This is a genomic window from Streptomyces chilikensis, from assembly GCF_001642695.1.
Classification (GTDB): Bacteria; Actinomycetota; Actinomycetes; order Streptomycetales; family Streptomycetaceae; genus Streptomyces; species Streptomyces chilikensis.
Genome location: NZ_LWCC02000143.1, coordinates 1 through 16,695, shown reverse-complemented (window position 1 = coordinate 16,695; position 16,695 = coordinate 1). Strand labels below are relative to the sequence as shown.

The following is a 16,695-nucleotide window of genomic DNA, read 5'->3' as shown; positions in this document are numbered from 1 at the left end:
GCTCCCCCGCCTCGAACGGTCCTTCCGGCTGCGCCTTCAGGACCGCTTGAGGCCCGCTGACGCGGGCCCGGCTGGCTGAAGGGTGGGCAGGTCCGGCTGTCCGTGTCCTAGCGCACCCAGGTGCAGGGCTCCGCCACGGGTTCCGGGCCCTCCATGGCGCTGCGCCACTTCTCCTTCAGGCTCTTCGGTGGGGCTTCCCTCTCCTCTTGCACGTGCAGGAGCTGGGCCGTGGTCACGCGTATATGACACTCGCGGTGACGCTGCTTCACGAGCACTATCTAGACCCCGTCCTGAGTGAGCAGCGCATGACGGGGGCTCGTCCCCTGGGCGTGTGTGCCGGGCCAGGAGGGGAGGTGGGTGTTTCCTTCGGGAAGAATTTTCTGGGAATCCGGATTTGGGCGTGGTGCTTCTCCGGGGTGGGGGCTATGGCGTGGGGCGGGTTCCGGGGATGGCGTGGATCTGCCAGCGTGCCCAGTCTCGTCGGGTGTGCGCGGCCATCTCGGCGGTGGCCAGAGCGGTGGTCTTCGCCTCGGTGAGGCGCTGTGGCCACGGGCCGGACCGTGGGCCGATGAGGAGGGCCTCGAGTAGTGGGCCGGCGAGCACATGGTGGTCGAAGGGGGCACGGTCAATCGGGGCGAGCAGCGCCAGCGGGGGCAGGTGGGCGGGGCGCAGGGCGGCCAGGGTTCGGCGTATGGCGGGGGCAGCTCCCCAACAAGTGTCCAGGATCAGGGCGTTGGCGGTCAGGGGTCGGTGTAGGGCTGTCAGGTCGGTGTCGAGGAAGCCTTCGGGTTGGAGTCCGGGGTAGGAGTGCGCGCAGATGTAGAGGACGTTGGTGTCGGCTCCGAGCGCCCGGTCCGCGGCTCCGGGAGGCACGATCAGGACCGGCTGGGCCGGGGACGGCAGGGGGGTCACGCGGGGTAGGTAGGTCAGGCGGGTGGCGACCCGGAGCGCGTCCGCCTGACAGCGCGGGGAGTGGGTGGGTGCGGCCGTCAGGACGCGCAGGTTCCGCACGATGCGGATACGGCGGTGCCCTGGGCGGCGAGCGGAGGTCTTCACGCGGCTGCTCCTCGCCCGGCTCTCGGTGGCCGGGGCGGCCAGTTGCTGGTGATGGGGGGCGATGGGGTGAATGACTCAATAGTCATGGTATCTGGGAGACTTGGCCGCTCTGGGCATGCTGCCCCATAGCTTCTTCGCCTCGTCGACCGCAGCGTTCCGGGAAGGGCCAGAGAAGCTGAAGCAGCCGATGTCCGCGTCAGTGGCACGGCTGCGGCGTAGCGATGGCCCTTCTTGTGTCAGCGCCGTCGGAGTTCCGGCTTGGATCGGTGGCGGGGGCTGGTCCGTGAAGGCGGAAGGTGTCACGCTGGGCGGCCGGCCGGTGTCGGTGCGGTGGGTGCGGGCAGCATGCTGTCCATGCTCTCCTGGTAGCGGTGGAGGTCTCCGGCCCAGCCGGGGACGAGGAGGTACTGGACGGTGCTCAGGGTGATCGCGGCCTCTCCCAGCCGGTTGGCGGGGGCGATGCCTCCGGCGCGGACCCACTGATCCCACATCGCGTCGTTCATCAGCACGGTCAGCATCTCGGCGTCGGCGCGTTCCAGGAGCAGGAGGCATGCCTGACGGCCCCCGGTGTGGCGCGCATCCGGGCGGGCAGGACCGTTGCGCGTGCGGGGAGGGGCGGATGCGGTGGACCGGGAGCCGGCCGCGCGTCCTGTGCCCGATGCGGCTTCGCAGGCGTTGGGGCGCCGGCGGAGCAGGAACCAGCACGGGGCCGGAGGAGGTGCGCCTCGCGCTACTGCATGATCGTGCGCGGTAGGTGGGATGGCGTGTCGACGCAGCTGTAGAGCTGCAGGGTGTAGCCGCGCCCGATAGTGATCATGGTGGGTTCGCGCAACTTCCTGTACGGCGCTCCGACCGGCTTTTCCGCGTCCGGTCCTGCCTCCAGGGGACGCCAGCTGACGGCGCCCCCGTGCCACTCACTGCCGTCGACGGTGAGGAGCGCCTCCACCGGTCCGCCGCATTCGCCGCAGCACAGTTCGTCGGATTCCGCCGGATCGCGGAAGGTGAAGTTGGCCGGCCATCCGCCCGCCTTCCAGCCGGGCGCGACGGACAGGTCGAATTGGTAGCTCAACGAACGCTGCGCGCACCAGGTCTCGAGACGGTCGCTGAGATCCTCGTCGAGTTCCTGGTGAGGAGGGAATTCACGCACCGGTTCGGGGTGGAGCAGGCACGGCTCCGGCAGGTGGCTGTCGCACCCGACGTAGGCGGGTTCGGCAGGAGTGTGCAGGACTTCCTGGACCTGCGAGGCCGTGCGCCAGCGCAACTGCACGTTGGCTGAGCTTCCTTCGATGCCCAAGGACGGGGCCCACAGCACCTGCAGCAGGTCCTTGCCCTCCGGGAAGGGCAGTGCGGGCACGTCGCGGGCGTAGAGCTGGGCAAGGGGAATCAGCGGCTGCGGTCCGGCCGGCAGCAGTTGTGGATCGTGCCCGGCTGTCAGCCGTTCCATCACCGCCTCTTCCTGTGCGGTCAGCAGGTTCTCCCGCGGCCCCCGCGGTCGCGCCCATGCCTGGGTCAGCAGGGCCCGCCGTTCGCGCACGTCTGCCGGAGTCGGCAGGGGCCGGTAGGGCTGGAGCCATGGTTCACCCTCCGGCCAGGGCTCGTCAGCGGGCCACAGCAGCGGCCCGCCCACCGAACTGTCATGGACCGTCGGCGCCCCCGGGCGCGGGTGAAGCCGAAAGGCCACCCTGCTCATGCCGGCCAGCTCCGGAAACGCCTCGACGATGTCCAGCGGCCGCGGTGGTGTCGTACGTGTCATGTGCTCCCCTTCCAGCAACGGTGACGCATCCAAGCACAGGACGCCGACACTCTGGCCAGGGCCTGACCTGGAGCGCAGCCCTGCTGTTGCCAGGCGGGTATCTCGGGCGCGGTGTCGGCAGTCCGGAGGTGATGGAACGTCCTCGCGGCGGCGCAGCACCGCATCTGGGCCTGAGGGCGATGGCGTCCTCGCGGGCGGGCTTGGCCGTGATGCCGGTGGCCTCGAGGTACGTCACGCCGGTTGTGGCGCGACGGCCAGGTTGGAGCGCTCCAGGCAGCGGCCCAGCGTGTGGATGAGGGCGGCGGCCAGCGTAGGGGCCGTCGCAGACGGGCTGCTCCGAGCCAAGAGTGCGCACCTCATGATTGGTCGGACAGCTCCTCATCGCCTTGTTGGAGCAGCCACCTCTCGAACAGCGCGCAGGCCAGCCAGTGACCGCCCACGAACGCCACGTGGTGAGCGGAGACGCCAGTGCCGCCACCGGATTTGCGTGTGGGATCGGCCCCGTGTGCGAGGAGCAGCGCTGTGGTGTCCACGTGGAGCGGCTGGCCCGTTTGCGTGGCCGCATCCATTTCGCCGTCGACCGCCGCGTGCAGGAGGGTGATCCCGTGGTGCTCTTCGTGGACGTCTCCGCCGGCGAGGAGCAGGCGATGCAGTTCGGGCAGATTGTCCAGCTCCACCGCTTCATGCAGCGGGGACAAGTCGTTGGGCATGCGCACCCCAAGGGTCGGTGACGGAGCAAGAGCATGGCAGAAGGCAAGGAGGTTCTCACGCCCGCCTCCGGTCCCCGCTCTGTCGGCCCGATGAGGCCGGGCTGGAGCAACTGGTCGGGTCTCTCGCCGCATACGAGCGTCTCGCTGCCCGGGTGACCACCACCGGACCATCCGGCGCGCCGGCCGCACCCGGGCACTCGAGCACCTAGCAAGCCCGGGCCGCTCGGCCGGTGTCACCTGCCCCGCGGTCGGCGACGGCCGTCCAGGGGCGCAGCCTGACGGCCGTAGGGCGAGGACAGCCGGCTTCTTAGGTGGTGGGCCAGGCGCGCAGCACGGTGGCGATCTTGCCCACGGTGCGGGCGGGGAGGGGCCGTCTATGCCAGGACGGCGGGGGTGGCGTCCTCGGCCGTCCAGTCACCGTCGAAAAGCGCGGCGACCAGGCATGCCTGGGGCTCGGGGAGCTGGCCGGTGCGGTGTTTGGTGCGGGTCTTGGCGAGCCAGGCGCCGATCTTGACGGTGTCGCCGTCGACGGAGAGGGATTCGCGGGCGGCGGGGGCGCGGCCCTGGCGGTGGAGGAAGAGTTCTAGGAGCTGGACGGTCTCCTCGAAGGTGCGGCGGGTGCGGCGGGCGGGGGTGAGGCCGAGGGTGGTTAGCAGGTGCTGCTGACCAGGGTCGAGGGTGGGCCAGGTGGTGAGCTGGCGGTGCAGCCAGGAGCCGATCTTCACGCCGTGCAGCTGGGTGTAGTGGGTGAGGGCGGTGGCGTCGGCGCCGGTGGCGAGGTGGGCGCGCAGCAGGTGGTATTTGCGGTGCCAGTCCGCGCCGTGGGGCAGGCGCCAGTCCGGGGCGAGGGCGGTGAGGGCGTCGGCGCGGGCGGGGGTGAGCTTGTTGTTGGCGGCGAGGTGGCGCTGCTCGGCGAGCCAGGCGCCGATGGAGGTGGTGGAGGGGGCGGCGAGGTGGCCGTGGGTGCGCAGGTAGTCGGCGGCGGTGGTGAGGCGGGAGCGCCAGGCGGCGTCGTGCTTGTCCCAGATCATGCCGAGGGCGTCGAGTTCGGCGATCCAGTCGGCGTCGAGGGAGCCGGCTTTCGCGGCCTCGCGCATGGTGGTGATGAAGGTGCCGAGGGTGTAGCCGGTGGGGTCGATGTGGTCGGCGGGCACGTCGAGGTGGCCGTGTTCGTCACGGTAGGCCTGGGCGGCGGCCAGGCCGAGGCGGCGGGAGCGGGAGACGGACGCATCGCGGGGGTCGAAGGAGGCCAGGTCCATGGCGCGGGCGATGCGCTCGGGGTGGACGGTGAAGTCGAAGTGCCACCGCCGCTCGATCAGCTGGCTGGTCTCCTTCGGCAGGCGGTTGGCCTTGTCCGGGAGGCGTTCGAGGATGCGGTGGTCGTGGCGGGCGAGCGCCGTGGCGATCGCCCAGACGGGCTCGTAGGCGGTGCCGAGGATGTTCTGCGGGTCGGCGGCGGGTGGGATGTAGACGGGCACGATCAGGCTGGCGGTTTTGCCGGAGACGTCCAGGCGCAGGGCGCGGCCGAGGGCCTGGGCGCAGCGGGTGACGCTGCGGGTGGGGTCGGCGAAGACGACGGCGTCGACGCTGGGGATGTCGACGCCCTCGGCGAGGACCCGTGCGTTGGCGAGGATCGCGGTGTCGGCTGCGGCGAAGTCGGTGTAGATGCCGGCGCGCTGGGCGGAGGTGTGCTCGCCGTGGGTGAAGAAGACGGCCGGGGCAGCGGTGGGGAGCAGGGCGGGGTCGTTGCGGGCGAGCAGGCGCAGGGTGTGGGGCAGTTCGCGGGCGAAGTGGCGGGCGTCGGCGACCCGGTTGAAGTACACCAGGACCCGCGACAGGCCGTGTTCTCTCATCGCGCGCACGACGGCCAGGTGCAGGGCGGTGGTGCGCAGCGCACTGTCCTGCGCCTCGGCGCCGTCGCCGCTGCTGGTGCCGCCGGTGCTGGTGCTGCTGGTGCCGAGGCCGGGCATGTTCAGGCTGCGGCGCAGGTCGGCGTCGGTGAGTGTGGGTACCACGATGTGGTAGTCCGCGGCCCGGCCGTCGGCCACTGCCCTCGCCAGCGAGTACTCGAAGATCTTCGGGCCGTAGACGGCCTCGTTGTCCATGGAGTTGGCGAACGCGTCCGCCTCCGGCTGCGCGGCGGCCCGGCGGCGGCGCGGGCGCGTGAGGTCGGCGGAGTCGGCCAGCTCGGGGGCGGCGAGGATGCGCGGGGTGGCGGTCATGTAGAGGCGGCGGTCCGCCCGGATGCGCTGGTTGTCGTGGACGATCGCCCACTTCTTGTCGGCGCGGCCCGCGATCCGGTGCGCCTCGTCCATGATCGCCAGATCGAACGGCGGCACGTCGAACCCGCTGTGCTGCGTCTCCTCGATCTTGGTCAGGGAGTCGTAGGTGCAGATCACCGTCAGCGCCGGGATCTCGTCCTCGCTGTCCCCCACCACCGACATCAGCCCGCCCAGCGCGTGCGGGTCGCCGGTCGACATCACACGGGCGTCCACCAGGTCGTCGCGGCCTGCGGCGTCCAGGGAGGAGACGATCACCATGTGCTCGCCGTGGCCGTCGCCGCGCCAGGCCAGCGCGGTCTGGGTGGCCAGGTCCAGCGTGGGGACCACGAACAGCACCAGGCGGGCCCTCAGATCATCCGCGACCCGGATCGACACCAGGGTCTTGCCGGTGCCCGTCGCCGACACGAACAGAGCCCGCGTCCCCGCGCGGCCCAGCTGACGTACGAGCCGCTGCACCGCCTCCACCTGGTCGGGAAACAGGCTCCGGCGCTCAGGGCGGCCGAGGCCCGGCAGTTCCGTCACAGTCATCTCAGCTCTTCCCGAAGCGGCCGCGCCCCGGACAACGGCCCGGGGCGCGGAAGGGGCAGGTGGACCATCGGATGGGCTTTGCTGGACCCTAGTAGGACTCCGTCAGGTCTTTCCGATCGGCCCGTTCCTAGGCATGTTGGATGGACGCACGTGAAGTGAACCGTGTCCGGGACAAGTTGGCGCTCTACGTGGCTGACGTGTTCGCGTCGGTACCGCGCAAGGACCAGCGAGCCAAAGGCAACTGCTACCTGCGGGGACTGATGTTGGACGGCCGCCGAAAGTCGATCCAGGCCAGGGCCTCGCGGCTGCCGGACGGCAACGAACAGAACCTGCAGCAGTTCGTGAACCAGTCCACCTGGGACCCGGTGCCGGTGCAGCGGCGGATCTGCGAACGCATGCTGCCGCTGGTCAACCCGACGGCCTGGGTGATCGACGACGTGTCGCTGCCCAAGGACGGAAGAATGTCGGTCGCTGTGGCTCCGCAGTACTGCGGAGCCCTGGGCAAACGCGCCAACTGCCAGGTCGCGGTCAGCGTCCACGCCGCCAGTGACACTGCCTCCTGCCCCCTGCAGTGGCGGCTGTTCCTGCCCAAGGAATGGGCGGCGGACACCAACCGCAGGACCATTACCCGCATCCCGCCCGAGGCCGGACACCGCGAGAAGTGGCGGCCGGCCCTGGACATGCTCGACACGCTGGCCGACTGGGGCATGAGGCCGCCGGTCGTGGTGGCCGACGCCGCCTACGGCACCAACGCCCACTTCCGGGCCGGCCTGGCGGAGCGGGGGATCGACTGCATGCTGGCCGTCCGCGCGGACGTGACCACCCACCCGTTCAACGCCCAACCGACAGCCCCGGACCGCAAGGGCCCCGTCGGCTGCTGGCCCCAGCCCCGCTACCGTCACCCCGCACCCTCAGTGGCAGCTCTTGCCACCGGCCTCGGGCAGGAGGCGTTCACCTCTCTCACCTGGCGGCAGGGCTCACGAGGTGAGCTACGTTCCCGCTTCGCCGCCGTGCGCGTCCGGCCTGCCGGTCACGCCGTCGAGCGTCCCATCCGGGCGGCTGCCTCGGCCGAACAGGGCTGGTGGGACGGCGTCCTGCCCGACTGCTGGCTGCTGGTCGAATGGCCCGAGGAGGCCGAGGCTCCCACCGACTACTGGTTGTCCGGCCTGCCGGCCGACACTTCACTCCCCGACCTGGTCCGTCTGGCCAAGGTCCGCTGGTGCATCGAGCACGACTACCGCGAACTCAAGCACGGACTGGGCCTGGACCACTTCGAAGGCCGTTCCTGGCCCGGCTGGCACCACCACGTCACCCTCGTGACCGCGGCCCACGCGTTTCTTACCGAACAGCGTCTGGCCCCAAAAGTACCGGGACCGCACTCACCCTCTACCAGATCCTCGACGCCCTCCAAGGCATCCTGAGGTGCTGGACCGGCACCTGCACCACCTGCCACCAACCCCTTCCCATCAGGGCCACGTCACCTAGATCAAAACAGACCTAACGGAGTCCTACTAGGTCCACGCAACAGCAGGTCCGTCCCTGCCGAAACCTGGCTCCGGGCCACTCCCGAGAGGTCTCTCGTTCCGCCCAGGTCGCTTTCCCGGGTGCGGGCCATCTGCCGCACTGGATTCGCCGCGGAAGCCGATGGTGCCGAGCCGGGCGCCGCCCTCACCGATCGGACCCAGGTCGAGCGTCCTCGCCTTGTCCCCGCGCTGTTGCCGTAGTGGCCGCCCCGGAGCACGTCGTAAGCCTTCTGGGCGGCCTGTTCGCTGCCGCGGACGATGATCCGGAAGATGACGGTGGCGGCGTTGTCGTCATGCTGGAAGGTTGGGGCGCCGTAGAAGCAGAAGTTCTCGCAGTTCGCGTTGCCCTTGATGGGGCGGCGTGGGGTGTGTGCGTCCGGTGCGGTGGAGGCACACACCCCACGCAGGAGGGTTCAGGCGGAGACGGGGACGGCCCGGATTGCCGCAGTGGTGGGTGTGGCGGGCGGGTGGGCCGTCACGTGGCTTGCAGAGGTGTGGTCGGGAAGCTGGCCGAGCGTCGTCTCTTCGATGGTGAGCTCGGCGTTTACGCAGATGTTGTGCGCCTGTTCGACGGTGGCCCGCAGTGTGTTGTGGGACAGGGGGGCGACGGACACCCAGCAGGGCTGGTCCAGTGCCACCCACCGGGTGAAGGAGACGGACATGGCGGTCACCATGGTGTTCGGGGTGGGGCGCATGGCGTGGGCGGCCTGGCGGACGGCTTCCATCAGCAGCATGCCGGGAGCGTGGTCGACCGGGTGGTCGAAGAGCACGGGGTGGTCGAGGTCGACGCGGATCTGCCACCGGCCGCTTTTCTCGGGGGCGTCGGCGAGGACGACGTTCTGCGGCAGCAGGTGGCCCACGGCCGTGGGGGACAGCGCCGGCGGTAACGGCAGGGCCGTACGGCGCACTGTGGCCGGGTCGAGGCACTGTCCGCGCAGTCGCCGGTAGAGGGCGGGTGCGTGGCTGGTGAAGCGGGTGCTGGCCGTGCCCACACGCTGTCCGGCGAGGAAGGCGGTGGCTTCCATGGACATCGACACCAGCCGGTTGTTACGGGTCTTGACGTTCTTGCATGCGATCTCGAGGACCAGGTCGGCGGGTGCGTCGGGAACGCGCATGGCCGGCGGGTTCACCTGGTAGTGGAAGTCGTCCCAGACGAGGTGGTGGTCGAAGGGGACGCCGTAGGCGGTGTGCGAGAGCAACGGGAAGGTCTGGCGGACCGTCTCCACGAACAGCAGCGGGTCGAAGTTCTGGTTGCGGGGCCAGTAGAAGCTGTGCAGCCGGGGCCACTGGGCTCGGACGGTGTGGCGGTCGTCCTCGTGCGTGGTCCATCCGGTGAGCAGTACTTCGGAGTGTGCGCGCTTGTGCACCAGTTCCCGCGGGACCGCGGTGGTGAGCTGCCTGCCGTTGATTCTGGTGTCGTGCTCATGGGCCATCACTGGTTACCCCCCTTGAGTGCGCGGCCCCTTGGCCGCGCCGACGGCGATAACATAAAGTACGTTCTCTATGTTTGTCGAGAAGGGGATGGCTCAGTGACGACCACCAGGTCCGACCGTGCTGCCCGTACGCGCCAGCGGCTGCTGCTGGCCGCGGCAGAGGTCTTCGAGGAAGCCGGATACGAGCGGGCGGCGGTCACCCGGATCGTCGAGCGTGCCGGCCTGACCCTCGGGGCGCTGTACTTCCATTTCGGGTCCAAGCAGGGGGTTGCCGAAGCCCTGATGAACGCCCAGAGCGAGACGATCGAGCCCCTTCTGCGGTCGACCGGCCTGCAGCGTCTGGTGGACATCACCTTGGTCTGGGCGCACCGCATGCAGTACGACCCGATCCTGCGGGCCGGCGTGCGTCTGGCGGTCGAGCAGGGCAGTCACGGGATGAACGACGCGACGTCGTTCGAGGCGTGGCGCGAGCTCATGCGCGGTCACCTGGAGACGGCACGCGACGAGGGCGAACTCAAGGAGGCGGTCGACCCCGACCGGGTGGCGAAGTTCGTGGTCGGCGCCTGCACCGGGATGCAGGTCTACTCCTACCTCGCCACCGGACGCGCCGACCTGATGGAACGCACGTGTGACATGTGGTCGTTGCTGCTGCCCTCGATCGTGCCCGAGGAGGTCGTCGACAACATCAGCGTCGATCCGGGCCGGGTGCCCACGTCATGAACGCGACGGCCTTGAGAACCCGCCGTCTCGTCCTGACCGGAGCCACCGGCACCGTCGCCTCGCTGGTGACGCGGCGTCTGGAGCCGGCCGGCCACCGGATCACCCTCGTCAGCCGCGCGCTCCCGGCGTGCGGGGCGCGGGCCGGCTTTCGTCACATGGCCTGCGACTACGAGGATCTGCCCGGTCTCGTCACGGCGTTCCGCGGCGCTGATGCCGTCCTGGTGGTCACGAACGACCCCCTGCGTCCCGGACACGACCGGAACATTCTGCGCGCGGCCGAGGAGGCGTCGGTCGGGCATCTGGTGAAGCTGTCGGCCGCGGCTGTCCGCGATCCGGGGGCGGAGGACCTCATCACGTCCTGGCAGCGGGCGAACGAGGAGGCCATCGTGAAGAGCGGCATCCCGTGGACGATGGTGCAGCCGAGGTCCTTCATGACGCACGCGCTGTCCTGGGCCGCGGGCATCCGCAGCAGCGGGACCACGCGGGCGCTGCATCCGGAGAGCCGAAATGCGTGTGTGGCTCCGGAGGACATCGCCGACGTGTGCGCGCTCGTCCTGGGGGATCCGGCCCACCACTACCGTTCGTACGAGCTCACCGGGCCGCAGGCGCTGTCCGCGCGTGATCAGACGGCCGTGCTGGCATGCCTTCTCCAACGACCTCTGACCTGCCTGGCCCGGTCACCGCAGGAGGCGCGTGCCGTCCTTCTCGACCGGTATCCGCCAGCGGTGGCCGACGCTCTGGAGGCCGGTGCGCGGCGGCAGGCGGCGGGAGCGAAAAGCCGGGTTACGGACACCGTGGCGCGGTTGACGGGACGGGCCCCCACCACCTTCACTCAGTGGGCCACCGCGCATCTCCACCACTTCGTGTGACGCGCATGGCGCGTCGGCCCGTTCCGGCAGGCCGGCGCCGTCGTGCGTCGCCTCCGCGGGCCGGGCGTCCGGCCCGCGGCACCACGGCCGGGCTGGTGGTTCTCCCACACCGACGGGCTGCGACACGCATACCGCACCACCGATCGTTCATGTCCTTACCTGCGGGCCGTCACCTGTCTGTGCGCAGAGGGCCGCCCCTTCCTTCATCCGAGGAGCAGTTGTGCCTGAGCACGGTCTGTTACACGGCAAGTCCATCGTCATCACCGGTGCCAGCAGCGGCATCGGCGCGGCGGCGGCCCATCTGTTCTCCCTCGAGGGGGCTCGCCTGATCCTGGCCGCCCGGCGCAAGGACCGGCTCGAGGAGGTCGTGGAGGGGGTGGAGGCCTGTGGGGGGCAGGCCAAGGCTGTGGTGGCCGACGTCACCAGCGGCGATGACATGCGGGAAGTCGCCCAGGCCGCCCGGGACGCCTACGGAAGTCTCGACGCCGCGTTCAACAACGCGGGCTGGACGTCCACCGGTACCCCGATGCACCAGATGGAGGACGAGGAGTACGACCGGATCATGGACGTCAACGCCCGCGGCGTGTGGAACGCCATGAGAGCGCAGATACGCGTGATGCTCGAGCACGGCGGGCGAGGGGCCATCGTGAACACCTCCAGCGTCGCCGGCGTACGTGCCACCGGGGCGTCGGCCCCGTACATCGCCGCGAAGCACGCGGTGATCGGTCTGAGCAGGGCTGCCGCCGACGAGTACGCCGAACACGGCATCCGGGTCAACGCGCTCGTGGTGGGCAGTACCCGGACCGAGCTGATGGACGAGGTGCTCACCCGCACTCCCTCCTTGCTCAAGCCTTTCACGGAGCGTGCCATCCAGCAGCGGCTGGCGGCGCCGGTCGAGGTCGCGCAGACGGCCGCCTGGCTCTGTTCGGACCGTTCGTCCTTCACCACCGGCGCGGCGGTTCCCGCCGACGGCGGGTGGACCGCGAAGTAGTCGCCCTTGCGACCGTATCCGGCCGACTTGCCCATGACGCATCGGTTTCCCTGCGCTTTCGTGCTTGCCGGTCGGGAACCGACCTAGTGTCGATCGGGCCCCTCGAAGTCAGGTCGGGGGGCCCGGTCTGTCTGCGGAGGCCGACAGCTGACACCTGGGACATGTGTGAGGGACGTGAGAGATCTCGTCGAGGCGTACGGCGTCCGGGGCTCCGCCGTGGACGTCCGTCCCGGCGGGGCGCCCGCGGCTGAGGCGTGGATGGCGCCCTGCCTCCGCGACGAGGGTGCCCGCCCGTGTCCCCGGGCGGTGTTGCCTGCCGAGTGCCGGTGCCGTCGAAGAACCAGCGCCGGGCGCGCCACAGCGAGACGACCGCCGTCGGAGTCCGACCCGGTCCCTTTCTGCCGCACGTCCGGCCGGCGCGCTCTCGCGCCGGACGTTCCTCAGCTCCGTCAGCCGCAACACGCGAGGCCCATCACATGAAGAATCAGGAACGCTCCGCCCGTACACGGGCCAGTCTGGTGCTCGCGGCAGCACGCAACTTTGACCGGCACGGTTATGACGGTACGTCCCTGGCGTCCATCTGCGCCGAGGCCGGGATCTCCATAGGCGCGCTGACCTTCCACTTCCCGAACAAGGCCGCCGTGGCCGCGACGGTAGTCGACGAGGGGATCGACGCGCTGGAGAGGATCCGCGCGGGCCGTCCTGACACCGGGCAGTACCTGCAGGACCTGTCGGACCTGGTGGTGCAAGTGGCTGAGGCCCTGTGCCGCAACGTCCACGTCCGGGCCGCCGCGCGCCTGGTCATGGAGGGTCATGTCTCCTCGGACTGGCCGGCTCTCTGGCGGAGCGAGATCCAACAGCTCCTCGAACGTGCTTCGGCGTCCGGCGCCCTGTCGCAGAAGGTGCGGCCGGACACCGCCGCCCACCTCGTCTTCCGTCTGATGGACGGCACGGCCACGCAAGTCCGCGGGGGCTCGACGGCGGCTGCCGTGGACTTCCGCACCGTCTGGCGGGCGGCGCTGGACGGAATCTCCGCCGGACACTGACCACGTGCGGGGACCCGTGGCACACCGGTGTGCCACGGGTCCCCGCACGTGCGTATGAGGACTGTCCGGTTGGCCGGCCGACAGCCCTTACGCGCGTCGGCCGGAGCCGGATCCGTACAGGCAGTACTGGGCGAAGGCCGCGGACACCAGTGTCGTGTGGTGGTGCCAGCCGGGGAACAGACGCCCCTCGAAGTCCTGGAGCCCGAAGTCGCCGCTCAAGGTGTTCATGACGGCGGCCCCGAGGCGGGGCTGGCCCATCAGGGGCAGCAGCTGCGGCAGCGGCTGGTCCACCAGGCTGGTGATCCAGATGCGGCGGCGGCCGTTGGCCAGCCGCTGGGCGAGCATCCGCAGACGTGTCCGGCCTGCCGTCGCCTCGGGCAGGGAGACGGGCAGGGAGCGGAGGTCGAGGCCGTGGTGCTGCTCCCCGCCCGTCGTGGTGCCGCGCTGCGCGGCGAGCAGGCGGCCTGCGCTCACGGTCCCGGACACCACGGGCTGGGCGGCCGCCGACCTGACGCCCAGAGTCTCGGGAACCTCGACGACGAAGGGGTGTTCGTTGCGTACCAGGTGGGCGAGGAACGTGCTGCGGTCGGGCATCCACGACAGGTCCGCCGTGACGGGCACTTGAGGGCCGGTGGTCCAGGTCGCCACCCGGTCCAGGAGGTCGGCGGTCTGCGACCACAGGGCTCCGCCGATGCCGTCGGGCACCCGGGCTCGGGCGCCTCTGTCGGTACCGGCCGTCCAGTCCTGCGGAATGTACAGGTTCCAGTCGATCGGCAGGGCGGTTCGTCCGTCGGAGCGCAGGAGGGCGATGCCCAGCTGGCAGGTGACGACCTTGCCGAGCTGCGGGTCGAAGCGCCGGTGCACTCCGGCTGAGTGCTCCCCGCGCTTGGGGATGTACGCCGGGGTCAGTGTCCAGGCCGTGGCGGTGGTGGTCCGCTCGATCAGACGCAGCAGGTCCTGGCGGGTTGCGTGCCAGTCCCAGGGACTGGCGCTGACGAACTGGTGCATCGACTGGGAGGCCGTGGGGGAGCCGCTGACGGACTCCGCGAGCCTGCGGACCGACTTCTTGCCAGGTGTTACCAGCAGGGCCCGTACGTACAGCTCGGCCCATCTGCGCTGGTCGGCGCGCGGCAGTCGTCCGAACACCTCCTCGGCGAACGCGTGGGGCTCCCAGTTCCCGTGGAGCTCGGTCTGCTCCCTGGGACCCAGCTTGTGCAGTACGTCCATCCGACCGTTCCCTCCCGCGCGGCGGCACCGACCCCTCAAGCATAGATAACGTTCTTTATGTTTCTTGGGTCCGGGCGTGATTCGCCGCGACTTGGCCAAGTGCGGCTCGCGCGCGGGGCGGAAGGACGTACACCCGCCCGCCCGCAAGGCGGTGAACGACGGTTCCGCGCACGGCGGCACTTTTCACCGACTCCCGTAAGTAGCGCGTGATCCGCCCGGCGAACTCCTGTTCGCCGCAGAGGAGTTGGGCACACTGACACGCCAGCGGCGGCGTACCTCGCACATCCGTGCCGCTCGGTCCGCCGCAGGCCGCTTCTCACGCCACGCGTACGCCGTCCCATCGTCTTCGGACCCCACACGTCCTGGACCCCACACGTCCTGGACCTGACACGCCTTGGAGCACCCATGAGCGAGATCACGAAGGCCGTCATCCCCGTCGCCGGGCTGGGCACCCGCTTCCTGCCGGCCACCAAGGCCACGCCCAAGGAGATGCTGCCGGTGGTCGACAAGCCGGCCATCCAGTACGTCGTCGAGGAGGCGGTCGGCGCCGGGATGCACGACATCCTGATGGTGACCGGACGCAACAAGCACGCCCTGGAGAACCACTTCGACCGCAACTGCGAACTCGAACTGATCCTGGAGACCAAGGGCGACACCGAACGGCTGGCGGCCGTCACCGCATCCACGGCACTGGCCGACATCCACTACACCCGCCAGCGCGATCCGCGCGGTCTCGGCCATGCCGTCCTGTGCGCCGCCTCGCACGTGGGCGACGAGCCCTTCGCGGTCCTGCTGGGCGACGACCTCATCGACGCCCGGGACCCGCTCCTCGCCCAGATGCAGCAGGTACGCCGGCGCCACGGCGGCTCGGTCGTCGCGCTGATGCGGGTCGACCCGAAGCGCAGCCACCTCTACGGCTGCGCGGCCGTGGAACGCGATCACGGGAGCGACATCGTGCGAGTCACAGACCTCGTCGAGAAGCCGGCACCCGGTACCGCTCCCAGCGACCTCGCCGTCATCGGCCGCTACCTCCTCGACCCGGCGGTCTTCGAGGTCCTGCGGCGTACACCGCCGGGACGCGGTGGCGAGATCCAGCTGACCGACGCCCTGCGCACGCTCGCCGCGGAGGGACATCCGGTGCACGGCGTGGTCTTCTCCGGGCGGCGCTACGACACCGGCGACCGGGCTGAATACTTGCGGGCCGTCGTCCAGATTGCGGCCGGCCGCAGTGACCTCGGCCCGGGGTTCGTCGACTGGCTGCGCTCGTTCGTGGACCGCGTGCCCGCCCCGTCGTCGGTCTGAGGTGTCCAACTGAGCCCCGGCACCGGTTGGACGTCGCATTCTTCGGCGAGTTGGCGATGTCGTCGCCGTACGAGCCCGCCGGATGGATAACGACAGGAGACCTTCCGTATGGTCCACCATCGAACACACGCAAGCGGCCGGGAAAAGCCCGCCTCCCCCACGGCGACGGACATCCCGCGCCCTTCGCATCAACCGAAGAAAGGAAGTCACCCCACACAACAGCGCGTGCCCCTCAGCGCCTTGCGGACCACCGTCCGAATAAGGCTGAACGGTCCGAACGACCGGCACACCAGGGCACTCGCCGCAGCCGATTCCTTCCCCCCGATCCTGGTCCACCGCCCCACCATGGCGATCCTGGACGGCGTCCACCGGTTCCACGCCGCACTCCTGCGCGGCGACGCCGACATCGCAGTCCGGTTCTGCGACGAACCCCTGGAGGAGGCGTTCGTCCGCACGGTGCGGGAGAACGTCCGGCACGGTCTTCCACTGACGGACTCCGACCGCGCCGCGGCCGCCGGACGGATCCTGCGGGAACACCCGCACTGGTCGGACCGCTACGTGGCATCGGTCGCCGGTCTCTCCCCGAGAACCGTCGCCGAACTGCGCAAGGACGCCCGCAAGGCGTCGGACACCACCCACCGGCTCGGCCGTGACGGGCGCATGCGGCCCGTCGACGTCGACGCACGGCGCCGGCACGCGGCCGAGATCCTCCGCAAGGACCCGAACACCTCGCTCCGCGAGATCGGTCGCCTGGCCGGAATCTCGCCCACGACGGCCCGGGACGTCAAACGCAGGGTCGAGAACGGAAAGGACCCCACCCCCGAAAGGTTCCCGAGAACTGGCGGCCGGGATTCCCCCGAGGAGACCGACCGCGGATCCACACAGCCCCACAACCCTCGCAGTGACGCCGACTTCCAGGCCCTGGTGACACGTCTGTGCCGGGAGCCATCACTGCGCCACTCGGTCGACGGCCGGCTCCTGCTGCGACTGCTCGACCTGCACCTGGCGGCACGACGGCGCTCCGCGGACATCGCCACCGCGGTTCCCGTGCACCAGGCCGCGACCGTCGCCGCCGTCGCGGCCTGCTGCCAGGAGATCTGGCAGCACATGGCGACAACGCTCCGCACATTACGGCCGGGCCCCAGCCCCACGGCCGAGACCAAGAACGGAAAGGAAGATCATGTCTGTTGTTGATGGTTCGGTGGTGGAGGGGACGTCGTCTCCTGGGCCCGGTGGTCCGGGCAGGGCACCGGTG

Annotated in this window: 15 protein-coding genes and 1 pseudogene; 7 read left to right on the top strand and 9 right to left on the bottom strand. The window is 70.2% G+C overall.

Annotation, left to right across the window (positions count from 1 at the left end; all coding sequences use genetic code 11):
• Positions 1-107: 107 nt before the first annotated feature.
• The 7 genes and pseudogenes from A2U95_RS33475 to A2U95_RS29010 form a co-directional block, all read right to left on the bottom strand.
• Positions 108-236, bottom strand: a complete 129-nt coding sequence (locus A2U95_RS33475; RefSeq protein ID WP_277351003.1) for a hypothetical protein — start codon at positions 234-236, stop codon at positions 108-110.
• A 187-nt stretch (positions 237-423) separates the two neighbouring features.
• Positions 424-1,056 carry a hypothetical protein gene (locus tag A2U95_RS29035; RefSeq protein WP_166028470.1) on the bottom strand — a complete coding sequence of 211 codons (633 nt, stop codon included), beginning with the start codon at positions 1,054-1,056 and terminating at the stop codon, positions 424-426.
• Positions 1,057-1,355: 299 nt separating this feature from the next.
• Positions 1,356-1,565: a hypothetical protein gene (locus tag A2U95_RS29030; RefSeq protein ID WP_206283108.1), complete on the bottom strand. Its 210-nt coding sequence runs from the start codon at positions 1,563-1,565 to the stop codon at positions 1,356-1,358.
• A 221-nt stretch (positions 1,566-1,786) separates the two neighbouring features.
• The gene (locus A2U95_RS29025) at positions 1,787-2,809 is read right to left on the bottom strand and encodes a hypothetical protein (RefSeq protein WP_166028467.1); all 1,023 of its coding nucleotides are present in this window, start codon (positions 2,807-2,809) and stop codon (positions 1,787-1,789) included.
• Positions 2,810-2,963: 154 nt separating this feature from the next.
• Positions 2,964-3,146: pseudogene (locus A2U95_RS33130) on the bottom strand (fic family toxin-antitoxin system, toxin component); the annotation flags it as partial.
• A 19-nt stretch (positions 3,147-3,165) separates the two neighbouring features.
• Positions 3,166-3,519 carry an ankyrin repeat domain-containing protein gene (locus tag A2U95_RS29015; RefSeq protein WP_166028465.1) on the bottom strand — a complete coding sequence of 118 codons (354 nt, stop codon included), beginning with the start codon at positions 3,517-3,519 and terminating at the stop codon, positions 3,166-3,168.
• Between the two features lie 374 nt (positions 3,520-3,893).
• Positions 3,894-6,329 carry a DEAD/DEAH box helicase gene (locus A2U95_RS29010; RefSeq protein WP_166028463.1) on the bottom strand — a complete coding sequence of 812 codons (2,436 nt, stop codon included), beginning with the start codon at positions 6,327-6,329 and terminating at the stop codon, positions 3,894-3,896.
• 140 nt (positions 6,330-6,469) lie between these two features.
• On the opposite strand from A2U95_RS29010, the gene A2U95_RS29005 reads away from it, so the two are divergent.
• Positions 6,470-7,750 carry an IS701 family transposase gene (locus tag A2U95_RS29005; protein WP_166028461.1) on the top strand — a complete coding sequence of 427 codons (1,281 nt, stop codon included), beginning with the start codon at positions 6,470-6,472 and terminating at the stop codon, positions 7,748-7,750.
• Between the two features lie 515 nt (positions 7,751-8,265).
• Here A2U95_RS29005 and A2U95_RS29000 read toward each other — a convergent pair.
• Positions 8,266-9,285, bottom strand: a complete 1,020-nt coding sequence (locus tag A2U95_RS29000; protein WP_166028459.1) for a ScbA/BarX family gamma-butyrolactone biosynthesis protein — start codon at positions 9,283-9,285, stop codon at positions 8,266-8,268.
• 96 nt (positions 9,286-9,381) lie between these two features.
• Here A2U95_RS29000 and A2U95_RS28995 point away from each other — a divergent pair, with 96 nt between their 5' ends.
• The 4 genes from A2U95_RS28995 to A2U95_RS28980 all read left to right on the top strand — a co-directional run bounded on the left by A2U95_RS28995 (position 9,382) and on the right by A2U95_RS28980 (position 12,911).
• Positions 9,382-10,005, top strand: a complete 624-nt coding sequence (locus tag A2U95_RS28995; protein ID WP_166028457.1) for a ScbR family autoregulator-binding transcription factor — start codon at positions 9,382-9,384, stop codon at positions 10,003-10,005.
• Positions 10,002-10,874 carry an NAD(P)H-binding protein gene (locus tag A2U95_RS28990; RefSeq protein WP_166028472.1) on the top strand — a complete coding sequence of 291 codons (873 nt, stop codon included), beginning with the start codon at positions 10,002-10,004 and terminating at the stop codon, positions 10,872-10,874. The genes A2U95_RS28995 and A2U95_RS28990 overlap by 4 nt, the downstream gene beginning before the upstream one ends.
• Positions 10,875-11,094: 220 nt before the next feature.
• Entirely contained in the window at positions 11,095-11,865 is a 771-nt protein-coding gene (locus tag A2U95_RS28985; protein WP_166028454.1) for an SDR family NAD(P)-dependent oxidoreductase, read from the top strand.
• A gap of 476 nt (positions 11,866-12,341) precedes the next feature.
• Entirely contained in the window at positions 12,342-12,911 is a 570-nt protein-coding gene (locus A2U95_RS28980) for a TetR/AcrR family transcriptional regulator (protein WP_166028452.1), read from the top strand.
• Between the two features lie 87 nt (positions 12,912-12,998).
• On the opposite strand, the gene A2U95_RS28975 is transcribed toward A2U95_RS28980, so the two are convergent.
• On the bottom strand, positions 12,999-14,138 hold the full coding sequence (locus A2U95_RS28975) for an IS701 family transposase (RefSeq protein ID WP_166028450.1): 1,140 nt from the start codon (positions 14,136-14,138) through the stop codon (positions 12,999-13,001).
• Between the two features lie 405 nt (positions 14,139-14,543).
• Between A2U95_RS28975 and galU the strand changes: the two genes are divergently transcribed.
• Entirely contained in the window at positions 14,544-15,440 is an 897-nt protein-coding gene (gene galU, locus A2U95_RS28970; RefSeq protein ID WP_166028448.1) for a UTP--glucose-1-phosphate uridylyltransferase GalU, read from the top strand.
• Between the two features lie 345 nt (positions 15,441-15,785).
• Entirely contained in the window at positions 15,786-16,634 is an 849-nt protein-coding gene (locus A2U95_RS28965) for a ParB/RepB/Spo0J family partition protein (protein ID WP_166028447.1), read from the top strand.
• Positions 16,635-16,695 lie beyond the last annotated feature (61 nt).

Excerpts from the sequence above, each read along its gene's own strand:
- A2U95_RS29000 (WP_166028459.1), bottom strand. The coding sequence starts at position 9,285 with ATGGCCCATGAGCACGACACCAGAATCAACGGCAGGCAGCTCACCACC.
- galU (WP_166028448.1), top strand. The coding sequence starts at position 14,544 with ATGAGCGAGATCACGAAGGCCGTCATCCCCGTCGCCGGGCTGGGCACC.
- A2U95_RS28975 (WP_166028450.1), bottom strand. The coding sequence starts at position 14,138 with ATGGACGTACTGCACAAGCTGGGTCCCAGGGAGCAGACCGAGCTCCAC.
- A2U95_RS29015 (WP_166028465.1), bottom strand. The coding sequence starts at position 3,519 with ATGCCCAACGACTTGTCCCCGCTGCATGAAGCGGTGGAGCTGGACAAT.
- A2U95_RS28990 (WP_166028472.1), top strand. The coding sequence starts at position 10,002 with ATGAACGCGACGGCCTTGAGAACCCGCCGTCTCGTCCTGACCGGAGCC.
- A2U95_RS29005 (WP_166028461.1), top strand. The coding sequence starts at position 6,470 with ATGGACGCACGTGAAGTGAACCGTGTCCGGGACAAGTTGGCGCTCTAC.
- A2U95_RS28980 (WP_166028452.1), top strand. The coding sequence starts at position 12,342 with ATGAAGAATCAGGAACGCTCCGCCCGTACACGGGCCAGTCTGGTGCTC.
- A2U95_RS28965 (WP_166028447.1), top strand. The coding sequence starts at position 15,786 with ATGGCGATCCTGGACGGCGTCCACCGGTTCCACGCCGCACTCCTGCGC.
- A2U95_RS29025 (WP_166028467.1), bottom strand. The coding sequence starts at position 2,809 with ATGACACGTACGACACCACCGCGGCCGCTGGACATCGTCGAGGCGTTT.
- A2U95_RS29010 (WP_166028463.1), bottom strand. The coding sequence starts at position 6,329 with ATGACTGTGACGGAACTGCCGGGCCTCGGCCGCCCTGAGCGCCGGAGC.